This is a genomic window from Candidatus Pelagibacter sp. HIMB1695, from assembly GCF_052047655.1.
GTDB lineage: Bacteria > Pseudomonadota > Alphaproteobacteria > Pelagibacterales > Pelagibacteraceae > Pelagibacter.
The window spans coordinates 669,754-685,194 of the sequence record NZ_JBNAJT010000001.1 but is presented as its reverse complement, the minus strand read 5'-3'; the positions used below and the strand labels follow the sequence as shown (position 1 = coordinate 685,194).

The window sequence follows — 15,441 nt, the reverse complement described above, 5'->3', positions numbered from 1 at the left end:
AGTTTTTTATGAAAAAACTTAAATTGTTTGCTCTTACAGTTGTTGCTCTTATGGGTGTGACTGGTGTTGCAAACGCTGAAACAGCTATGCTGGCTCAAGACGATTTCGTAGGTATTTCGTTTTGGTTAGTATCTATGGCTTGTTTAGCTGCTACTGTATTCTTTTTCTTAGAAAGAAGTTCAGTTCCAGCTGGATGGAGAGTTTCAATGACAGTTGCTGGTCTAGTAACTGGTATTGCATTCGTACACTACATGTACATGAGAGATGTATGGATCGCTACTGGTGACTCACCAACTGTATACAGATACATTGACTGGTTAATTACAGTGCCATTATTGATGTTAGAATTCTATTTTGTTCTATCAGCAGTAAACAAATCAGACTCTGGAATTTTCTGGAGACTAATGATTGGTACATTAGTAATGCTAGTAGGTGGATACTTAGGAGAAGCTGGATACATCAACGCTACACTTGGTTTCATAATCGGTATGGCTGGTTGGGTATACATCTTATATGAAGTATTCTCTGGTGAAGCAGGTAAGAGAGCAGCGAAAAGTGGTAACAAATCACTTGTAACTGCTTTTGGTGCAATGAGAATGATCGTTACTGTAGGTTGGGCGATCTACCCATTAGGTTACATTTTCGGTTACCTAACAGGTGGTGTAGATGCTAACTCACTTAACGTGATTTACAACGCAGCTGACTTCTTGAACAAGATCGCTTTCGGTCTGATCATTTGGGCAGCAGCTATGCAACAACCTGGTAGAGCTAAGTAGTAGTTTTACTTAAAATTTAAAAAAGGGCAGGTACAATTTTGTACTTGCCCTTTTTTTTTCGCTTATGTAAAATTATGTATAGTTATTATACATATTTTTAATTATGGATGTAAAATTAGAAAAATGGCACCGATGCCACGTTGATATAGAGGTTCTTAAAGAACTTTCAAAAAAATCTGATATTAAAGGACTTCATCATGTTTCAGTTTTTTTTGGATTGTTATTAATAACAGGAACCTTGGCATATATAACTTGGGGCACATGGTGGTCTGCCTTTTGGTTTTTGGTTTATGGAAACATTTATGGCTTTTCAAATCCATTGTGGCATGAGACAGGTCACAAAACTGCGTTTAAAACAAAATCTTTAAATGAATTTTTTTACTATATCTCTTCATATCTTTCTAATTTTGAACCACTAAGATGGAGATACACACACTTTGTTCATCATGGAAATACATATTCAACAGAAAATCCGTTTGATCATGAAATTGAATATGGAAATAATTTAAAAGATACTCCAAAAAATTTATTAATGAATTTAATTCCTTTTATGGAACTTATATATTTTAAAAAAAGTATAGCTTATGAGATTATTCAACATGCATTTGGTGTAAAAACAAAAGTAATGCAAGACTGCATTCCTGAAAACGCTCAATCAAAAGTTATTTTTAATTCTAGAGTTTTTGTTGGAATTTGGATTGCAATTATATTGTGGTCTTTAATTGTATCATCTTGGTTACCAGTATTGTTTTTTTTATTACCAAAATTTTATGGAAGAACTTTACACAAACTAGTTTCTTTTACTCAACACGCAGGTTTAGCAAGAAATATTAAAGATCATAGATACACAACAAGAGAAATGTATTTAAATCCTATTTTAAGCTTTTTATATTGGAAAATGGAATATCATGTAACTCATCACATGTTTCCAACAGTTCCATCTTATAACTTAGATAAACTTCATCATCACATTAAAGATCAATTACCAAGAACAAATGATGGTTTAATTGATGCCTACAAAGAAATTTTACCAGCTATAATGAAACAAACAGAAGACACTAGCTACTTTTTTAAAAAGGAAGTACCAGAACCTCAGAACGCATAAATATTGCCAAGTATGTTTTTACTTACTTGCTCATTTTAGATAAAAACATATATATAACGCATGGCAAAAATTACTTACCACACACACGATAGTAAAACTCACACCATTGATGTTCAAAATGGATTAACAGTGATGGAAGGTGCGGTTCAAAATGATATTCCAGGAATTGATGCAGATTGTGGAGGTGGAATGGCGTGTGCAACTTGCCATGTTTATGTTAAAGAAGACTGGTTAGATAAACTTCCAACTAAAGAAGACGGTGAGGAAGATATGTTGGATATGGCATATGAACCAAAACAAAATAGTAGATTAAGTTGCCAATTAATAGTTTCAGATGAATTAGATGGATTAGAAGTTACTATTCCAGAAAAGCAAGCTTAGATGAATAAAACAGATGTGTTAATTATTGGAGCAGGACCAACAGGCTTGTTCTGTGCTCATCAACTTGGAATTATAGGACTTCAATGTGAAATCGTAGATAATTTAGATAAGGCAGGTGGGCAGTGTATCGAACTTTATCCTGATAAACCTATTTATGATATTCCGGCTGTCCCAGAATGTACGGGAGAAGAGTTAACAAATAATCTTTTACAACAGATAAAACCCTTTAACATTAAATTTCATTTAAACGAAAGAGTTGAAGAACTAAAAAAAGTTGAAAATCGTTGGCATGTTAAAACAAGTGGAAACCAAGAATTTGATGTAGCTGCAATAATTATTGCTGGAGGAGTTGGGTCTTTTGAGCCTAGAAAATTTCCAGTTAAAGAATGTGAAAAATTTGAAGGATCCTCTTTATTTTATTCAATTAAAGATAAAACAATTTTTAAAGACAAAACCATCTCAATTTTTGGTGGGGGAGACTCAGCTCTAGATTGGGCAATTGAATTATCGAATACATCTAAAGTAAATTTAATTCATAGACGTGATGGATTTAGTGGAGCTGAATCTAGTGTTCAAAAAGTAAAAGAATTAAATGATCAGGGAAAATTAAATTTGTACACTAAATATCAAATGGACTCTGTTAGTGGAGATAATCAAATTAGTACTGTGAAAATAAAACATGATGAAGGAGAAATTATAGAATTACAATCTGATTATGTTCTTGGTTTTTTTGGATTAATTATGCAACTTGGTCCTATTTTAAATTGGGGATTAAACATTAATAAAAAAACAGTTGAAGTAAATACAGAAAACTTTGAAACAAATGTTGATGGTATATTTGCAATCGGTGATATTTGTTCTTATCCAGGTAAATTAAAATTAATACTTTCAGGTTTTCACGAGGGAGCTCTTGCTGCAAGAGGTTGTTTTAAATACGCAAGACCAGATGAAAAATTAAGATTTGAATTCACTACTACATCAAAAGCTGCTCAAGAGAGGCTTGGTGTAAAAAAATGATAGAATTATTTTCTGCTAATACTCCAAATGGCTGGAAGATAGGTATTATACTGGAAGAAATTGGCTATGAATACAAAGTAACTAAGATTGATATAGGAAACGACGAACAATTTAATCCAGATTTTTTAAAGATTAGTCCATTTGGTAAAATTCCTGTAATTACTGATCATGAAAATAATAAAAGTATTTTCGAGTCTGGTGCAATATTGATGTACTTAGGTGAAAAAAGTGGAAAGTTTTATAACGAAAAAGATCGATTAGTGATTAATCAATGGTTGATGGCTCAAATGGGAACCATTGGACCTATGATTGGTCAGCATCACCAGTTTCATCATTATAATCCTGGAAAAAGTGAATTTGGTGAACAAAGGTATTTTAAAATTGCCAAAAGAATTTATGGGGAATTAGATGCTAGATTAAAAGTTTCTAAATTTTTAGCTGGAGATAATTACACTATAGCTGATATTGCAACTTGGCCCTGGTTGGCAAGGCACGAGTGGCATGATATTGGATTAAAAAATTATCAAAACTTATCCAGATGGTACCAAGAAATTTCTGAACGTGAGGCTGTTGTAAAAGGATATGCTTTTATGGATAAAGAGGCAAAAATACCAAGACCTTAATTAATCATCCACATGGACTTTTTCTTCTTTTTCATGCTTTTCTTGTGCAGCAATTGTGTATTTAGCAACAGGTCTTGCCATTAATCTTTTTAAACCAATTGGTTCAGCTGTATCTAAACAATACCCATAAGTATCATCCATAATTCTTCTTAAAGCTTTGTCGATTTCAGAAATTAATTTTATTTGTCTGTTAATTGCTTTCATCTCTACATTTTTATCAATATATGAACTTGCCTGATCTACTAGATCTGCTGAAATATTATTGTCATCCATACTTCCATTGTATAGGGCTTCATTGTTTGATTTGATTAATTCTTTCTTCCATTCATTTAATCTCATTCTAAAAAATACTTTATGTTTTTCGCACATATATTTTTCAGTTTCTTTTGGAACGTAAGTTTTTGAAATTTTTATAGGAACTTTTTTAGCTGAAGAAGCCGTAGTTTTCTTTGGCTTACTTGCAACTTTAGTTTTAGGTTTAGAAACTTTTTTCTTTACTTTAGTAGTTTTAGGCATCGATTAATTTTGAATGGCCGGAGTATATTCAGCAAAATAGGGGTGTCAAGCAAGCTGAATTGTTATAAATATTTAAATAATGACCATTAATAACAAAAATATAGATAATCTTTTTTATATTTTTGTTACATCACATCTAATTTTCTGGACTTTGATTCCAACTCTTACAAATCACAATTTACCCTTAGATACAATTGAGGCTTTAGCCTGGGGAAGCAATTTAGAATGGGGTTTTAATAAGCATCCTCCCATGAGTGCTTTTTTTACAGAAGTTTTTTTTCAAATTTTTGGTTCACAGGACTGGGCTTATTATTTATTAAGCCAAATTTTTGTAATTATTTCTTTTTATTATGTTTTCAAACTTTCGAACGAAATACTTAAAAACAAATTTCTTGGTTTAATTTCAGTTTTATTAATTGAGACAATTTATTTTTATAATTTTACTACACCTGAATTTAACGTAAATGTATGCCAGTTACCTTTTTGGTCTTTAACTGCATATTATTCTTGGAAAATTTATAGTGGTAAAAATATTAAGTTTTGGGATTGTTTTTTAATAGGTTTGTTTGGTGCACTTGGATTTTTATCAAAATATTTGTTCATTTACTTATTAGTATCTATCGCACTTTTATTCATTTATTTAATTTTTAAGAAAGAAAGAAAGTTTGATTTTAAATACTTAATTACAATAGAAGTCTTTATAGTTGCTTTAGTTCCCCACTTAATTTGGTTAAATAATAATGAATTCATCACAGTTACTTATGGACTTGCAAGAACAGGTTTAGAGCAATCAAGTTTCATTAATCACATTAAATTTCCATTAATATTTTTAGGAAAACAAATTGGTATATTAATTCCATTTATAATTTTAACGTTGTTATTGGTTAAAAAAATTAAATTTAAAATAAATTTCAAAGATAAAAATTTATTATTTTTGTTAGCAATAAATATCTTGCCAATTGCTCTGATGTTTTTAACTTCATTGATAACAGGTTCAAAAATTCGAACAATGTGGATGACACCATTTTATTTGTTCTTTGGAACATTAATTGTTTATTTATTTCAGTCTCAAATAAATTTAAAAAAATTAAAACCCTTTATGATTGGATTTTTATTCTTTTTCTTTTTATCACCTGTTCTTTATGCTTATGTTTCTGTTTCAAAAGACGATAAGAGAACAGATTATCTAGGTAAAGAAATTGCCATGAAAACTCAATATGCCTGGGATCAACAATTCAACTCTAAGATCAATGTTGTTCTTGGAGATGAGTGGAATGCAGGCAATTTATCTTATCATTTAAAATCTAGACCAGTTTGGGAAGGTATAGTTGAAAGAGAGAAACTTGATCAATTGAAAGATTATATGTGTCTTGATAGTATCTGCGTTGGATCAAGATAATCTATGAAATATTTCATTTTAGTACCTGTTTACAATGACCGCGAGTCTTTGAAGCTATTAATTGAAAATATTAATCATGAGACAAAAGATTTAAATTCTGAAATATCATTAGTGGTAATTAATGATGCTTCTTCACAGCAAATCATCGATGATTATCCAAATATTGAAAACTTTCACTCAATTGAAATTATCAATATGAAAGAAAACAGAGGTCATGCAAGATGTATTGCTTCTGGTTTGAAATATATCTATGAAAAAAAGGAATTTGATTATGTAATTCCAATGGACGGCGATGGTGAAGATAGACCTGAAGAAATTAAAAACTTTATTGAATTATCAAAGGAAGCTGGAGATAGATCTATAGTTGGTGAAAGAGTTAAAAGATCAGAAAATATGATCTTTAAAATTTGCTATCAATTTCACAAATTTTTAACTTTAGCATTTACTGGGCAATCAATTAAATTTGGAAATTTCACATGTCTTTCAAAAGCAACTGTTAAAAAAATGTTAGATGAAAAATCTACTTGGAATAGTTTTTCAGGATCATTAAAAAAAATTGAAAAAGATTTAATTTCCTCTCCATCAATTAGAGGGAAAAGATATTTTGGTCCTTCTCAAATGAGTTTTTTTAATTTATTGAAGCATTCTCTTTCAATAATAAGTGTATTTAGAAAAACGGTTTTAATTCGTTCAGCTTTATTTATTGTTTTTTATATTTTGTTAATCAAAAGTAATGCGTCAATTGTTACCTCATTGCCTTTAGTTTTGTTATTAATAATGATTTATTCAATTTCTAGTTTAGCTTTAAGAGAAAATATTGAAGAATTTAATAATTCCTTAACAAACATCCACGATATTGATAAAATAAAGTAACTTATTAATAATAATACTAATGAAAAACTTTTTTAGAAAAGTTGCATTTGGTTTGAAACCTGATGAAAAAGAGCCATCGGATCCACTAGTTTGGGCTCAAAAACAAGTTGAAACAATCCCAGAATTTAATTGGAAGGGTAAACATATTTACTCTGAAAAAGAAATGCGAAAGTATTGGATCACTCAAAGAGTGGAAGAAGAAACAACATTAAGAAAAAAATTTAAAAATAATCCAGAGGGGTTAAGAAGAGCTCAGCGTCAATTAGAACATGATACAGGTAAAAAATTTTGGCCAGCCAATGAAATTTGCATAAGACACTCTGAAGGAATAAGAAGCGATCATCCAGTTCTAGCTAAGCTTTGGTATTTTTGGGGAAACCATTTTACAATAAGTGACACACAAACATTAGGTTCGTATTCTACTGGAGCATATCAGAGAGATTTTATTAGAGCTAACATGGATAAAAATTTTGAGACCTTGGTAACAGAAGCAACTTTAGCTTGGCCAATGATAATGCATCTTGATAATAAAGAAAATGTTGGCCCTAAGTCAGAAAGTGCAAGGAAAGAATGGAGAAGAAGAGAAAAGAGACCAGCAACATTAAATGAAAATCATGCAAGAGAATTAATGGAGCTTCATACGATTTCACCAAAGGCAGGTTATTCACAAGAAGATGTTATAGAATTAGCAAAAATTATGACAGGTTGGCGACCTAAGTGGAGCAAAACTAAAAATAACGGAGGTGACGTCAGGTTCGATCGTGAAAGACATGAGCCAGGAAGAAAATTAGTTTTAGGAAAAGAATATAAATCAGGAAGAAAAGCCTTGAAACTTGCTATAAAGGATTTGGTTAATCATCCATCCTGCAGAGAATTTATAGCAACAAAACTTTGTAGATATTTAATTACTGATAACCCAACAACAGAAATGATTGCACCAGTTGTTAAAGCTTGGGAACAGTCAGATGGATTTCTTCCAGAGGTTCATAAAGCAGCTATAAAAGTTGCATTTGAATATAATGATAAATATAGAAAATTTCAAAATCCTGAAAATTGGTGGCTCACTACTATTAATATGTCAGGATCAACTTATTCATATCCAACTAAAGAAAAAATAATTGATGGTCATCCATTAGGTATGAAACCATTTGGGTTAATTAACTGGCAGCGTTGGTTTTTAGAAGATTTAGGATGTCATCCTTATAAGCAAAAACAACCTAATGGATATTCAGATTTAGAAAAAGACTGGATGTCTACTGAAATGATCATAAGAAGGATAATGTATGCCAAAACTGCATTTCATAAATATAATGTTGATGATCAAATAAGTGACAATATTCATGAAAAAATAATTACTAATAATTTTGATAATTCAGACGAAATATTAAATATTGTTTCGAGAGCAAAGACAAACGAGGAAAAGCATATTATATTATTTAATTTACCAGAGGTATTAAAAGCATGAAAATATCAAGAAGAGATTTTTTAAAAGGAACTGCAACTTCTTTATTTTTAGCTGGATTTAATTTTCCAGTTTTAGCCTCTACTTCTAGAAAGAAAAATTTAGTTGTTATAATGTTAAGAGGTGGAATGGATGGCCTAACAGCTGTCCCAGTTATCGGAGATAAAAATTTTGAAAAAAGAAGAAAAAAAATTTTAATAGAAAACCCAATAAAACTTGATTCTGATTTTGCATTGCATCCACGATTGGATGGTTTTCATGAGTGCTGGAAAGCAAATTCAGGATCAATTATTCACGCCACAAGCATACCTTATACAGCGCGGTCACATTTTGAAGGTCAAAACTTAATGGAGTCAGGTGGAAGAGTTCCATATCAAGAAAAAACAGGATGGCTTGGAAGAGGAATGAAGCTAGCTAATTTGAAAGGAGATGGCTTGGCATTGTCTTTACCTATGCCACTTTTATTAAGAGGTGTTCCTAAAAATGACAACTTTTATCCAGCCGATGGAAGATTACCTAGAGAGGAAACTCTCGAACTTTTAAGATCAATTTATGCTGATAGATCTGAAGAAGAATTATTAGATATGATGAATTTTATAAAAGTTCGTAAAAATGAACAAAAGATGGGTGTAGGTGGTAGTTTTGGTTCTGATGCTAGAAATAATAGAAATCTTGCAGTGGAGGCAGGAAAATATTTATCCAAACCCAATGGTCCAAGAGTTGCAGTATTTGAAGTAAATGGTTTTGACACTCATGCTGCCCAAGGTGGAGTCAATGGAACTCACACAAAATGTCTTGAAGAAATGGACTCAATTATTCGATATTTGAAGGCCTATCTTGAGGATTCTTACAAAGATACAGTAATTTTAACAGTCACGGAATTTGGAAGAACTATAGCTCAAAATGGAGGGAACGGTACAGAACATGGATATGGCACAGCTTTATTTATGGCTGGTGGATTGTTAAAGAAAAGCCAAGTTTATTCTGATTGGCCAGGATTAAAAAGAAAAGAACTTTATCAAGGTAGAGATTTAAATGCCACTATTGATGCAAGGTCAGTTTATGCATCTGCTATGTCTAAGGTATTTGATCTCGATTTTAATCGAATTGAAAAAGAAGTTTTCTTCGGAGATAAATTGCAAAACATGTCTGATAAGCTTTTTAAAGCTTAATTAAAAACTTATCCACAGCCTGTAATTTGAATTGAAATACAATTTTAGAAATTATAGCATTTTAAATTATGAGAATAGAAGAAGAGCTTAAGTTAGATTACTCTGATGTCTTATTCAGACCTAAGAGAAGTACATTAAAAAGTCGTAAAGATGTTAATCTTCTTAGAACTTATAGATTTAAATACAGTAAAAATGAATGGTCAGGTATTCCTATAATGGCAGCCAATATGGATGGTGTTGGCGAACTAAGTATTGCCGAAAAATTAAATGATCATCAAATGATCACATGTTTAACAAAGCAACATGATGTAAAAAAAATAAAACAAAACAAAAATATTAAAAAAATCTATCCTAATATTGCACTTAGCGTTGGTATTAAAAAAGAAGACTTTCAAAACTTAGATAATGTTTTAAAGGAATTTAGTTTTTTCAAATTTATTTGTATTGATGTTGCAAATGGCTATTCAGAACATTTCACAAATTTTATTAAATCAGTAAGAGAAAAATACCCAACAAAAACTATTATTGCAGGAAATGTTGTTACTGCAGATATGACACAAGAATTAGTTTTAAGTGGTGCAGATATTGTAAAAGTTGGAATAGGACCAGGAAGTGTTTGTACAACAAGAATTCAAACAGGAGTAGGTTATCCACAATTAAGTGCTGTGATTGAATGTGCAGATGCAGCTCATGGTCTTGGTGCACATGTCATCGCTGATGGAGGATGCACATGTCCTGGTGATGTAGCAAAAGGTTTTGGTGGAGGTGCAGATTTTGTGATGTTAGGTGGAATGTTGGCAGGTCATGATGAAGGAAAAGGAAAAATAGTAAAAGTGAATGGATCTAAATATATTGAATTTTATGGATCAAGCTCAGAAGTTGCTAACAAAAAACACTATGGCGGATTAGCAGATTATAGAAGTAGTGAAGGAAGAAAAGTAAGAGTAAAATACAGAGGGAAAATAAACGATACTGTTCTAAATATTCTTGGTGGTGTTAGAAGTAGTTGTACTTATGTAGGAGCACCATCACTTAAACAATTGAGTAAATGTACTACTTTTGTAAGAGTATCTAGTCAATTCAATGATACGTTTGTGAAATAAATTAATACTTTCTTTTAGGCTCTAATCGTTGGTAAACAATAAAAATCAGCAGTATCTATTTTAGAAGAATACTGCCTTCGCATATTCCACTTTTTATGAACCCCAGCACTTGCAATGCTCAAAGTAGATCTTCCGTATCGATGATTAGTATTATCAATTGATCTCATTAAACTATTTATTTTTTCATCTTTTTCAGATGTAAATAAATTTGTTTTGTCACTTGCATTAGATAAACCCGTTAGCATTACACCTGCTTTTTGATAACGATAACCATTTTTAAATATGCTCTCAAGAATCGAAACTGCAGTTTTAACTGTTTCAATACTATTGTTTGTTGCGATAGGAAAATCAACTGTCTTTGCATTTGAATAATAACCAAAGTTTCTGTGAAAAGGGCTCGTTCTTACAAATACAGTAATTGCTTTTGCAACTAAAGATTCTGATCTAATTTTTTCAGATGCATTTAAACAATAGTTTGCAACTGCTTCTTTTAATTCTTGAAACGTTTCAATTCTTTTTCCAAATGATCTTGAAACCACACAACTCTTTCTTTTGGTAGTGGTTGTTTCTAAATCAATACAAGGAATTCCTCTAAGCTCCATTGCAGTTCTTGAACTTAAAACGTTAGAACTTTTCTTGATCCATGTATTAGATTTATTCTTAAGTTGCTTCGCATTATAAATTCCATGCTTTTGATAAAATTTAGTAAGCTGTCTACCAACACCCCAGACATCATTAATTTCAACTTTTTCTAAAATAGGATCTAAATTATCTATTCCAATTAAACTTGTCACTCCTGATTGTTTTTTCTTTGCAATATGATTTGCAACTTTACTTAATGTTTTTGTTTTTGCGATCCCAATACTTGTTGGAATACCAGTCCATTGCAAAACTGTTTCTCTTATTTCTTTTCCAACTTTTTCTACATCCTGATCTTTAAAGTTTGATAAATCTAAAAATGCTTCATCAATTGAATAAACTTCTATTTCAGAATTAAATCTTTTAAGAGTTCGCATCACTCTTCTAGATAAATCTCCATATAAAGAATAGTTTGATGAAAAAACATTTACATTATTTTTAACAATAATATCTTTTGCTTTAAAATAAGGTTCTCCCATTTTAATTCCTAAAGCTTTTGCTTCATTCGATCTTGAAATGATACAGCCATCATTATTAGATAAAACGACAACAGGTTTTTTTCTTATTTTAGGATTGAATAATCTTTCACAAGAAACATAAAAAGAATTACAATCAACTAGTGCTATTTTTTTAGTATACTGAGTGGATGACATAAGTAACTACTCCCCAAATAAAAACATCTTGTTCTTCATTAATTAAAATTCTGTCAGAAAATTCTTTAGAGCCAGAGGTTAAAAATTTTTTATCTCTTTCTTGAACTAAAGTTTTAACTACAAGTTCATCATGAACATTTGCAATCACAGTTGAAAAATTTTTCGGTTTTAAACTTTTATCAACGACCAATAAATCTCCATCATTAATGCCAACATCAACCATAGATTTACCTTGAACTCTGATGATGAAAGTAGCTGGAACATTTCTTATTAAATGCATGTTTAGATCGATATCTTCTTCGATATAATCTGTTGCAGGGGAAGGAAAACCAGCACCTGCTTTATGTAGATAATATGGGATTGTTAGTTTCATGTTCTTGTTTTGTTCTATTTTATAGACTATTTATGGAATACACTCAATAGGTTGTATTTTGAGTCTGTAACTGAATCAAAAGTGAATCAAAACGTGAACATCCAATCCACATATTGTGGACTTGTGGATAACTTCAACCATAGATAGTTTAAGTTGGTTATTTAAATATATAAATTCTGAGTTTGATTATGAACATTTTAGATTTTGTCATGGTTGGTTCTAATGATCATCAAAAATCGGGTGACTTTTATGATGCTGTTTTTGAACCTTTGAAATTAAAAAGAATTTTAAAAACAGAAAAATATTTGGGTTACGCTCATTCAAGTGATCCAGATAAAGTTCAATTTTATGTAACACATCCTGTAAATGGGGAGCCTGCAACTTTTGGAAATGGTTCACAAACTACTTTATTAGCTGATACTAAAGAAGCAGTGGATAAATTTTATGAAGTTGCAATTTCAAAAGGAGCAACAGATGAGGGTGGACCAGGTGTTAGAAAAGATGGAAATTATTATGCATACGTTCGTGATTTAGATGGAAATAAGATTGCAGCAAAAAGTATTTTAACTTAAATTAAGGAGATATATGAAACTAAGTTGTCATTGTGGATCTGTAGAAGCTGAGATAAATTCTACGGTTAATGAATTAGCAAAAATAGTCAGATGCAATTGTTCAATTTGCAAAAGAAAAAATGCAACAATGGGTATGGTTAAAAATGAAGATTTTAAACTTACCAAAGGTGAGGATAAAATAAAACTTTATCAATACCATACAAAAGTTGCCAAGCATTATTTCTGTACTGAGTGTGGAATTTACACCCATCACAATCCAAGAAGTAATCCTGCAATGACAGGATTTAATTTAGGTTGTGTTGATGAAGTTAAAGTTGAGGATATAAAAGAGATAGCTCAATTTGATGGTCTCAACCATCCAATGGATCAAGAAAAATAAAAGTTTAATGCAATCTACTGCTGAGTGTTTTAAAAAAGTTAAAAGTGATTGTTTAAAATTTATTAAGTCACAAGAAACTTCAAAAGAAAAGTTTAGTAACAAAGATAAGATGCTAAAGTCTTTTCTAATACCAGTGTGTTTTTGGATTGCAAAAAAAACTAATAATAAAAAACCTTACTTGGTTGGTTTAGCAGGAGGACAAGGAACTGGTAAGACGACAATAAGTTCAATTATAAAAATAATATTAGAAAAATATTTTAAATTAAAAGTATTTAAAATTTCTATTGATGATTTTTATAAAACTAGAAAAGAAAGATCTATTTTATCCAATAAAGTACATCCTATGTTGATGACAAGAGGAGTACCAGGAACACATGATGTAAAAATTATGTTGGATTTCTTTAAAAAATCAAAAAGTAAAAACTTTAAATCAATAAAGTTACCAAGTTTTAATAAGGCAGTAGATGACCGATCACCTAAAAAAAATTGGTATAATATTAAAGAGCAGCCAGATGTAATTATATTCGAGGGCTGGTGTGTTGGTGCAAGAGCAGAGGTTAACAAATCGCTTAAAAAGTCAATTAATTCTCTTGAAAGAACTAAAGACCAAAAACTTATTTGGAGAAAATATGTTAATGAGCAATTAAAGACAAAATACAAAAAACTATATTCTCAATTAAATTGCCTGATTTATCTAAAAGCTAAAAATTTCAGTTTGCTTCAGAAATGGAGACTAAAACAAGAGCACAAGTTGTGGTTAAATACTAAAAATAAATCTAGTCATAAAATAATGAGTAAAGGAGATGTAATTAATTTTATGCAAACTTACCAAAGAATTACACAGAACATGTTTAAATTTGCTCCTAAATATTCTACAATAATTTTAAATTTAAATAGTAACCATCAAATTAAGACAATAAAATATAATAAATGAAAAAGTTTTTAATAATTATCTTTTGTGCAATTATTTTTCCATTAAGTGCATATTCAGCAACTTTAAAAGAAGCACTAAAACAAACATTTGATAATAATCTTGAGCTTCAAGCGGAGAGAAAAAATTTAGAAATTCAACAAGAAGTAATCAATATGTCTAGAAGCGATTTATTGCCCACTTTAACTCTTACAGGTAAAAAAAATTTTGAGGAAACAAATGAAATTACTACACAGGCTGGTGCAGATGCATCAGTTACAGATGTAAATACAGGATCAGCTTCAATTAAACTTGAACAAACATTACTTGATGGAAGCGGACGAAAAACAGAATATGAAAAAAATAAGTTAGGGTTAAATTTAACAGAAGCAAAATTAATACAAAAAGAACAAGAAATTTTCTTAAGAGCTATTGAAGCATATACAGGTTTAATATTAGCTTATGAAAAATTAAATATTAATGAAGAAAATGTAAACTTACTTCAAAGACAATTTGAGTTAGATAATGCAAGATTGAGCAGGGGACAAATCACAGCATCTGATTTAGCACAATCACAATCTTCTCTTGCAGGCGCTCAAGCAAGATATATCGAGGCTCAAAATAATATAGTAACTAGCAAATTAAATTATGAAAATGTAATTGGAACTATTGCTGAAGAGGCAAAATTAAAAAAAATATATAATGCGCAAGTAACAATCCCTAAAAATTTAAGTGAAGCTAAAAAAATATCTTTAGAGAAAAGTCCAGAATTAATTATTGCTGAAATAGAATATGGACAATCAGAACTAGATGTAAAAATAGCAAGATCTGATCTTTCACCAACAGCAAAAATTTCATTAGAGAGAACTTATACTGATGATTTAAGCTCAACGTACGATGAGAGAGAAAAAGATGTTTTGCAAGCAACTGTTTCATGGCCTTTCCAATTTGGTGGCAAAAATAAATCTAATGTAAGCAAAAATCTTCAAGCAAAAGGTATGAAGAGATTATTATTAGAGAATGCTCAAAAAAATAATACGCAGTCAGTGACATCTTCTTGGTCAACTTTACAGTCATCAAGAAGTTTTTTACAAGCTGTACAATCTCAAGTTAAAGCTTCAGAAGTTGCAACTGAAGGAATTAGCTTTGAATATGAAAGCGGATCTGGAAGATCTACTTTTGATGTTCTTCAATCTAGATCAAACTTAATAAATGCAAAAATTAATCTTGCTGAAGCTGAAAGAAGCTACTTGTTAGCTCAATACAGAGTTTTAAAATCAGTAGGCCTACTGAATAGTGATTACTTAAATCTTAAGTAACCTCTTTTCTAAAATAAAGCTTAACTTTTACTTTAGGATACTCATGCATAGGTTCATTATTAATTAAAAATAAATCCCAGCCAGCATGTGCCATTTCATTAAGAAATAAATCCTCAGCTTTATTAATTTTATCTAAGTCAAAAATTAAATATGTATATTTTTGCATTTT

The 15,441-nt window shown here is 30.5% G+C and carries 18 protein-coding genes; 14 read left to right on the top strand and 4 right to left on the bottom strand.

What is annotated here, in order from left to right:
* Nucleotides 1-8 precede the first annotated feature (8 nt).
* The 5 genes from ACTTAX_RS03795 (at nt 9) to ACTTAX_RS03775 (ending at nt 3,902) form a co-directional block, all read left to right on the top strand.
* Nucleotides 9-776, top strand: a complete 768-nt coding sequence (locus tag ACTTAX_RS03795) for a bacteriorhodopsin-like (protein WP_440651056.1) — start codon at nt 9-11, stop codon at nt 774-776.
* 103 nt (nt 777-879) lie between these two features.
* Nucleotides 880-1,881, top strand: a complete 1,002-nt coding sequence (locus ACTTAX_RS03790) for a fatty acid desaturase (protein WP_440692978.1) — start codon at nt 880-882, stop codon at nt 1,879-1,881.
* Between the two features lie 60 nt (nt 1,882-1,941).
* A complete protein-coding gene (locus ACTTAX_RS03785) occupies nt 1,942-2,262 on the top strand; it encodes a 2Fe-2S iron-sulfur cluster-binding protein (RefSeq protein WP_440652868.1) in 321 nt (106 codons plus the stop codon).
* Nucleotides 2,263-3,279 (top strand): NAD(P)/FAD-dependent oxidoreductase, encoded by a 1,017-nt coding sequence (locus tag ACTTAX_RS03780; RefSeq protein ID WP_440692976.1) that lies wholly within the window; start codon nt 2,263-2,265, stop codon nt 3,277-3,279.
* Nucleotides 3,276-3,902 (top strand): glutathione S-transferase family protein, encoded by a 627-nt coding sequence (locus ACTTAX_RS03775; RefSeq protein ID WP_440692974.1) that lies wholly within the window; start codon nt 3,276-3,278, stop codon nt 3,900-3,902. Before ACTTAX_RS03780 ends, ACTTAX_RS03775 begins: the two co-directional genes overlap by 4 nt.
* Here the strand turns inward: ACTTAX_RS03775 and ACTTAX_RS03770 are convergent, their stop codons facing one another.
* On the bottom strand, nt 3,903-4,418 hold the full coding sequence (locus tag ACTTAX_RS03770; RefSeq protein ID WP_440692972.1) for a TraR/DksA family transcriptional regulator: 516 nt from the start codon (nt 4,416-4,418) through the stop codon (nt 3,903-3,905).
* A gap of 79 nt (nt 4,419-4,497) precedes the next feature.
* Here ACTTAX_RS03770 and ACTTAX_RS03765 point away from each other — a divergent pair, with 79 nt between their 5' ends.
* The 5 genes from ACTTAX_RS03765 (at nt 4,498) to ACTTAX_RS03745 (ending at nt 10,427) form a co-directional block, all read left to right on the top strand.
* On the top strand, nt 4,498-5,817 hold the full coding sequence (locus tag ACTTAX_RS03765; protein ID WP_440692970.1) for a glycosyltransferase family 39 protein: 1,320 nt from the start codon (nt 4,498-4,500) through the stop codon (nt 5,815-5,817).
* A gap of 3 nt (nt 5,818-5,820) precedes the next feature.
* Entirely contained in the window at nt 5,821-6,690 is an 870-nt protein-coding gene (locus ACTTAX_RS03760) for a glycosyltransferase (protein ID WP_440692968.1), read from the top strand.
* A 19-nt stretch (nt 6,691-6,709) separates the two neighbouring features.
* Nucleotides 6,710-8,155 (top strand): DUF1800 family protein, encoded by a 1,446-nt coding sequence (locus ACTTAX_RS03755; RefSeq protein ID WP_440692966.1) that lies wholly within the window; start codon nt 6,710-6,712, stop codon nt 8,153-8,155.
* Nucleotides 8,152-9,324, top strand: a complete 1,173-nt coding sequence (locus ACTTAX_RS03750) for a DUF1501 domain-containing protein (protein ID WP_440692964.1) — start codon at nt 8,152-8,154, stop codon at nt 9,322-9,324. Before ACTTAX_RS03755 ends, ACTTAX_RS03750 begins: the two co-directional genes overlap by 4 nt.
* 68 nt (nt 9,325-9,392) lie before the next feature.
* Complete coding sequence (locus ACTTAX_RS03745) at nt 9,393-10,427, top strand: GMP reductase (protein ID WP_440692962.1); 1,035 nt, start codon at nt 9,393-9,395, stop codon at nt 10,425-10,427.
* Nucleotides 10,428-10,441: 14 nt separating this feature from the next.
* Here the strand turns inward: ACTTAX_RS03745 and ACTTAX_RS03740 are convergent, their stop codons facing one another.
* Entirely contained in the window at nt 10,442-11,719 is a 1,278-nt protein-coding gene (locus ACTTAX_RS03740; protein WP_440692960.1) for a Y-family DNA polymerase, read from the bottom strand.
* Entirely contained in the window at nt 11,697-12,092 is a 396-nt protein-coding gene (locus tag ACTTAX_RS03735) for a LexA family protein (RefSeq protein ID WP_075506508.1), read from the bottom strand. The genes ACTTAX_RS03740 and ACTTAX_RS03735 overlap by 23 nt, the downstream gene beginning before the upstream one ends.
* 188 nt (nt 12,093-12,280) lie before the next feature.
* Between ACTTAX_RS03735 and ACTTAX_RS03730 the strand changes: the two genes are divergently transcribed.
* Genes ACTTAX_RS03730 through ACTTAX_RS03715 form a run of 4 tightly spaced genes read left to right on the top strand, consistent with a single transcriptional unit; the run spans nt 12,281 to nt 15,272 of the window.
* Nucleotides 12,281-12,664, top strand: a complete 384-nt coding sequence (locus ACTTAX_RS03730; RefSeq protein WP_440651068.1) for a VOC family protein — start codon at nt 12,281-12,283, stop codon at nt 12,662-12,664.
* A 13-nt stretch (nt 12,665-12,677) separates the two neighbouring features.
* Nucleotides 12,678-13,043 (top strand): GFA family protein, encoded by a 366-nt coding sequence (locus ACTTAX_RS03725; protein ID WP_440692959.1) that lies wholly within the window; start codon nt 12,678-12,680, stop codon nt 13,041-13,043.
* The gene (locus ACTTAX_RS03720) at nt 13,009-13,977 is read left to right on the top strand and encodes a uridine kinase (protein WP_440692957.1); all 969 of its coding nucleotides are present in this window, start codon (nt 13,009-13,011) and stop codon (nt 13,975-13,977) included. Before ACTTAX_RS03725 ends, ACTTAX_RS03720 begins: the two co-directional genes overlap by 35 nt.
* The gene (locus tag ACTTAX_RS03715) at nt 13,974-15,272 is read left to right on the top strand and encodes a TolC family protein (RefSeq protein ID WP_440692955.1); all 1,299 of its coding nucleotides are present in this window, start codon (nt 13,974-13,976) and stop codon (nt 15,270-15,272) included. Before ACTTAX_RS03720 ends, ACTTAX_RS03715 begins: the two co-directional genes overlap by 4 nt.
* Here ACTTAX_RS03715 and ACTTAX_RS03710 read toward each other — a convergent pair.
* The gene (locus ACTTAX_RS03710) at nt 15,265-15,438 is read right to left on the bottom strand and encodes a hypothetical protein (protein ID WP_440692953.1); all 174 of its coding nucleotides are present in this window, start codon (nt 15,436-15,438) and stop codon (nt 15,265-15,267) included. The genes ACTTAX_RS03715 and ACTTAX_RS03710 overlap by 8 nt on opposite strands.
* Nucleotides 15,439-15,441 lie beyond the last annotated feature (3 nt).

Excerpts from the sequence above, each read along its gene's own strand:
- ACTTAX_RS03775 (WP_440692974.1), top strand. The coding sequence starts at position 3,276 with ATGATAGAATTATTTTCTGCTAATACTCCAAATGGCTGGAAGATAGGT.
- ACTTAX_RS03765 (WP_440692970.1), top strand. The coding sequence starts at position 4,498 with ATGACCATTAATAACAAAAATATAGATAATCTTTTTTATATTTTTGTT.
- ACTTAX_RS03740 (WP_440692960.1), bottom strand. The coding sequence starts at position 11,719 with ATGTCATCCACTCAGTATACTAAAAAAATAGCACTAGTTGATTGTAAT.
- ACTTAX_RS03760 (WP_440692968.1), top strand. The coding sequence starts at position 5,821 with ATGAAATATTTCATTTTAGTACCTGTTTACAATGACCGCGAGTCTTTG.
- ACTTAX_RS03780 (WP_440692976.1), top strand. The coding sequence starts at position 2,263 with ATGAATAAAACAGATGTGTTAATTATTGGAGCAGGACCAACAGGCTTG.
- ACTTAX_RS03730 (WP_440651068.1), top strand. The coding sequence starts at position 12,281 with ATGAACATTTTAGATTTTGTCATGGTTGGTTCTAATGATCATCAAAAA.
- ACTTAX_RS03755 (WP_440692966.1), top strand. The coding sequence starts at position 6,710 with ATGAAAAACTTTTTTAGAAAAGTTGCATTTGGTTTGAAACCTGATGAA.
- ACTTAX_RS03785 (WP_440652868.1), top strand. The coding sequence starts at position 1,942 with ATGGCAAAAATTACTTACCACACACACGATAGTAAAACTCACACCATT.
- ACTTAX_RS03735 (WP_075506508.1), bottom strand. The coding sequence starts at position 12,092 with ATGAAACTAACAATCCCATATTATCTACATAAAGCAGGTGCTGGTTTT.
- ACTTAX_RS03745 (WP_440692962.1), top strand. The coding sequence starts at position 9,393 with ATGAGAATAGAAGAAGAGCTTAAGTTAGATTACTCTGATGTCTTATTC.
- ACTTAX_RS03720 (WP_440692957.1), top strand. The coding sequence starts at position 13,009 with ATGGTCTCAACCATCCAATGGATCAAGAAAAATAAAAGTTTAATGCAA.
- ACTTAX_RS03715 (WP_440692955.1), top strand. The coding sequence starts at position 13,974 with ATGAAAAAGTTTTTAATAATTATCTTTTGTGCAATTATTTTTCCATTA.
- ACTTAX_RS03710 (WP_440692953.1), bottom strand. The coding sequence starts at position 15,438 with ATGCAAAAATATACATATTTAATTTTTGACTTAGATAAAATTAATAAA.
- ACTTAX_RS03795 (WP_440651056.1), top strand. The coding sequence starts at position 9 with ATGAAAAAACTTAAATTGTTTGCTCTTACAGTTGTTGCTCTTATGGGT.
- ACTTAX_RS03770 (WP_440692972.1), bottom strand. The coding sequence starts at position 4,418 with ATGCCTAAAACTACTAAAGTAAAGAAAAAAGTTTCTAAACCTAAAACT.
- ACTTAX_RS03750 (WP_440692964.1), top strand. The coding sequence starts at position 8,152 with ATGAAAATATCAAGAAGAGATTTTTTAAAAGGAACTGCAACTTCTTTA.
- ACTTAX_RS03725 (WP_440692959.1), top strand. The coding sequence starts at position 12,678 with ATGAAACTAAGTTGTCATTGTGGATCTGTAGAAGCTGAGATAAATTCT.
- ACTTAX_RS03790 (WP_440692978.1), top strand. The coding sequence starts at position 880 with ATGGATGTAAAATTAGAAAAATGGCACCGATGCCACGTTGATATAGAG.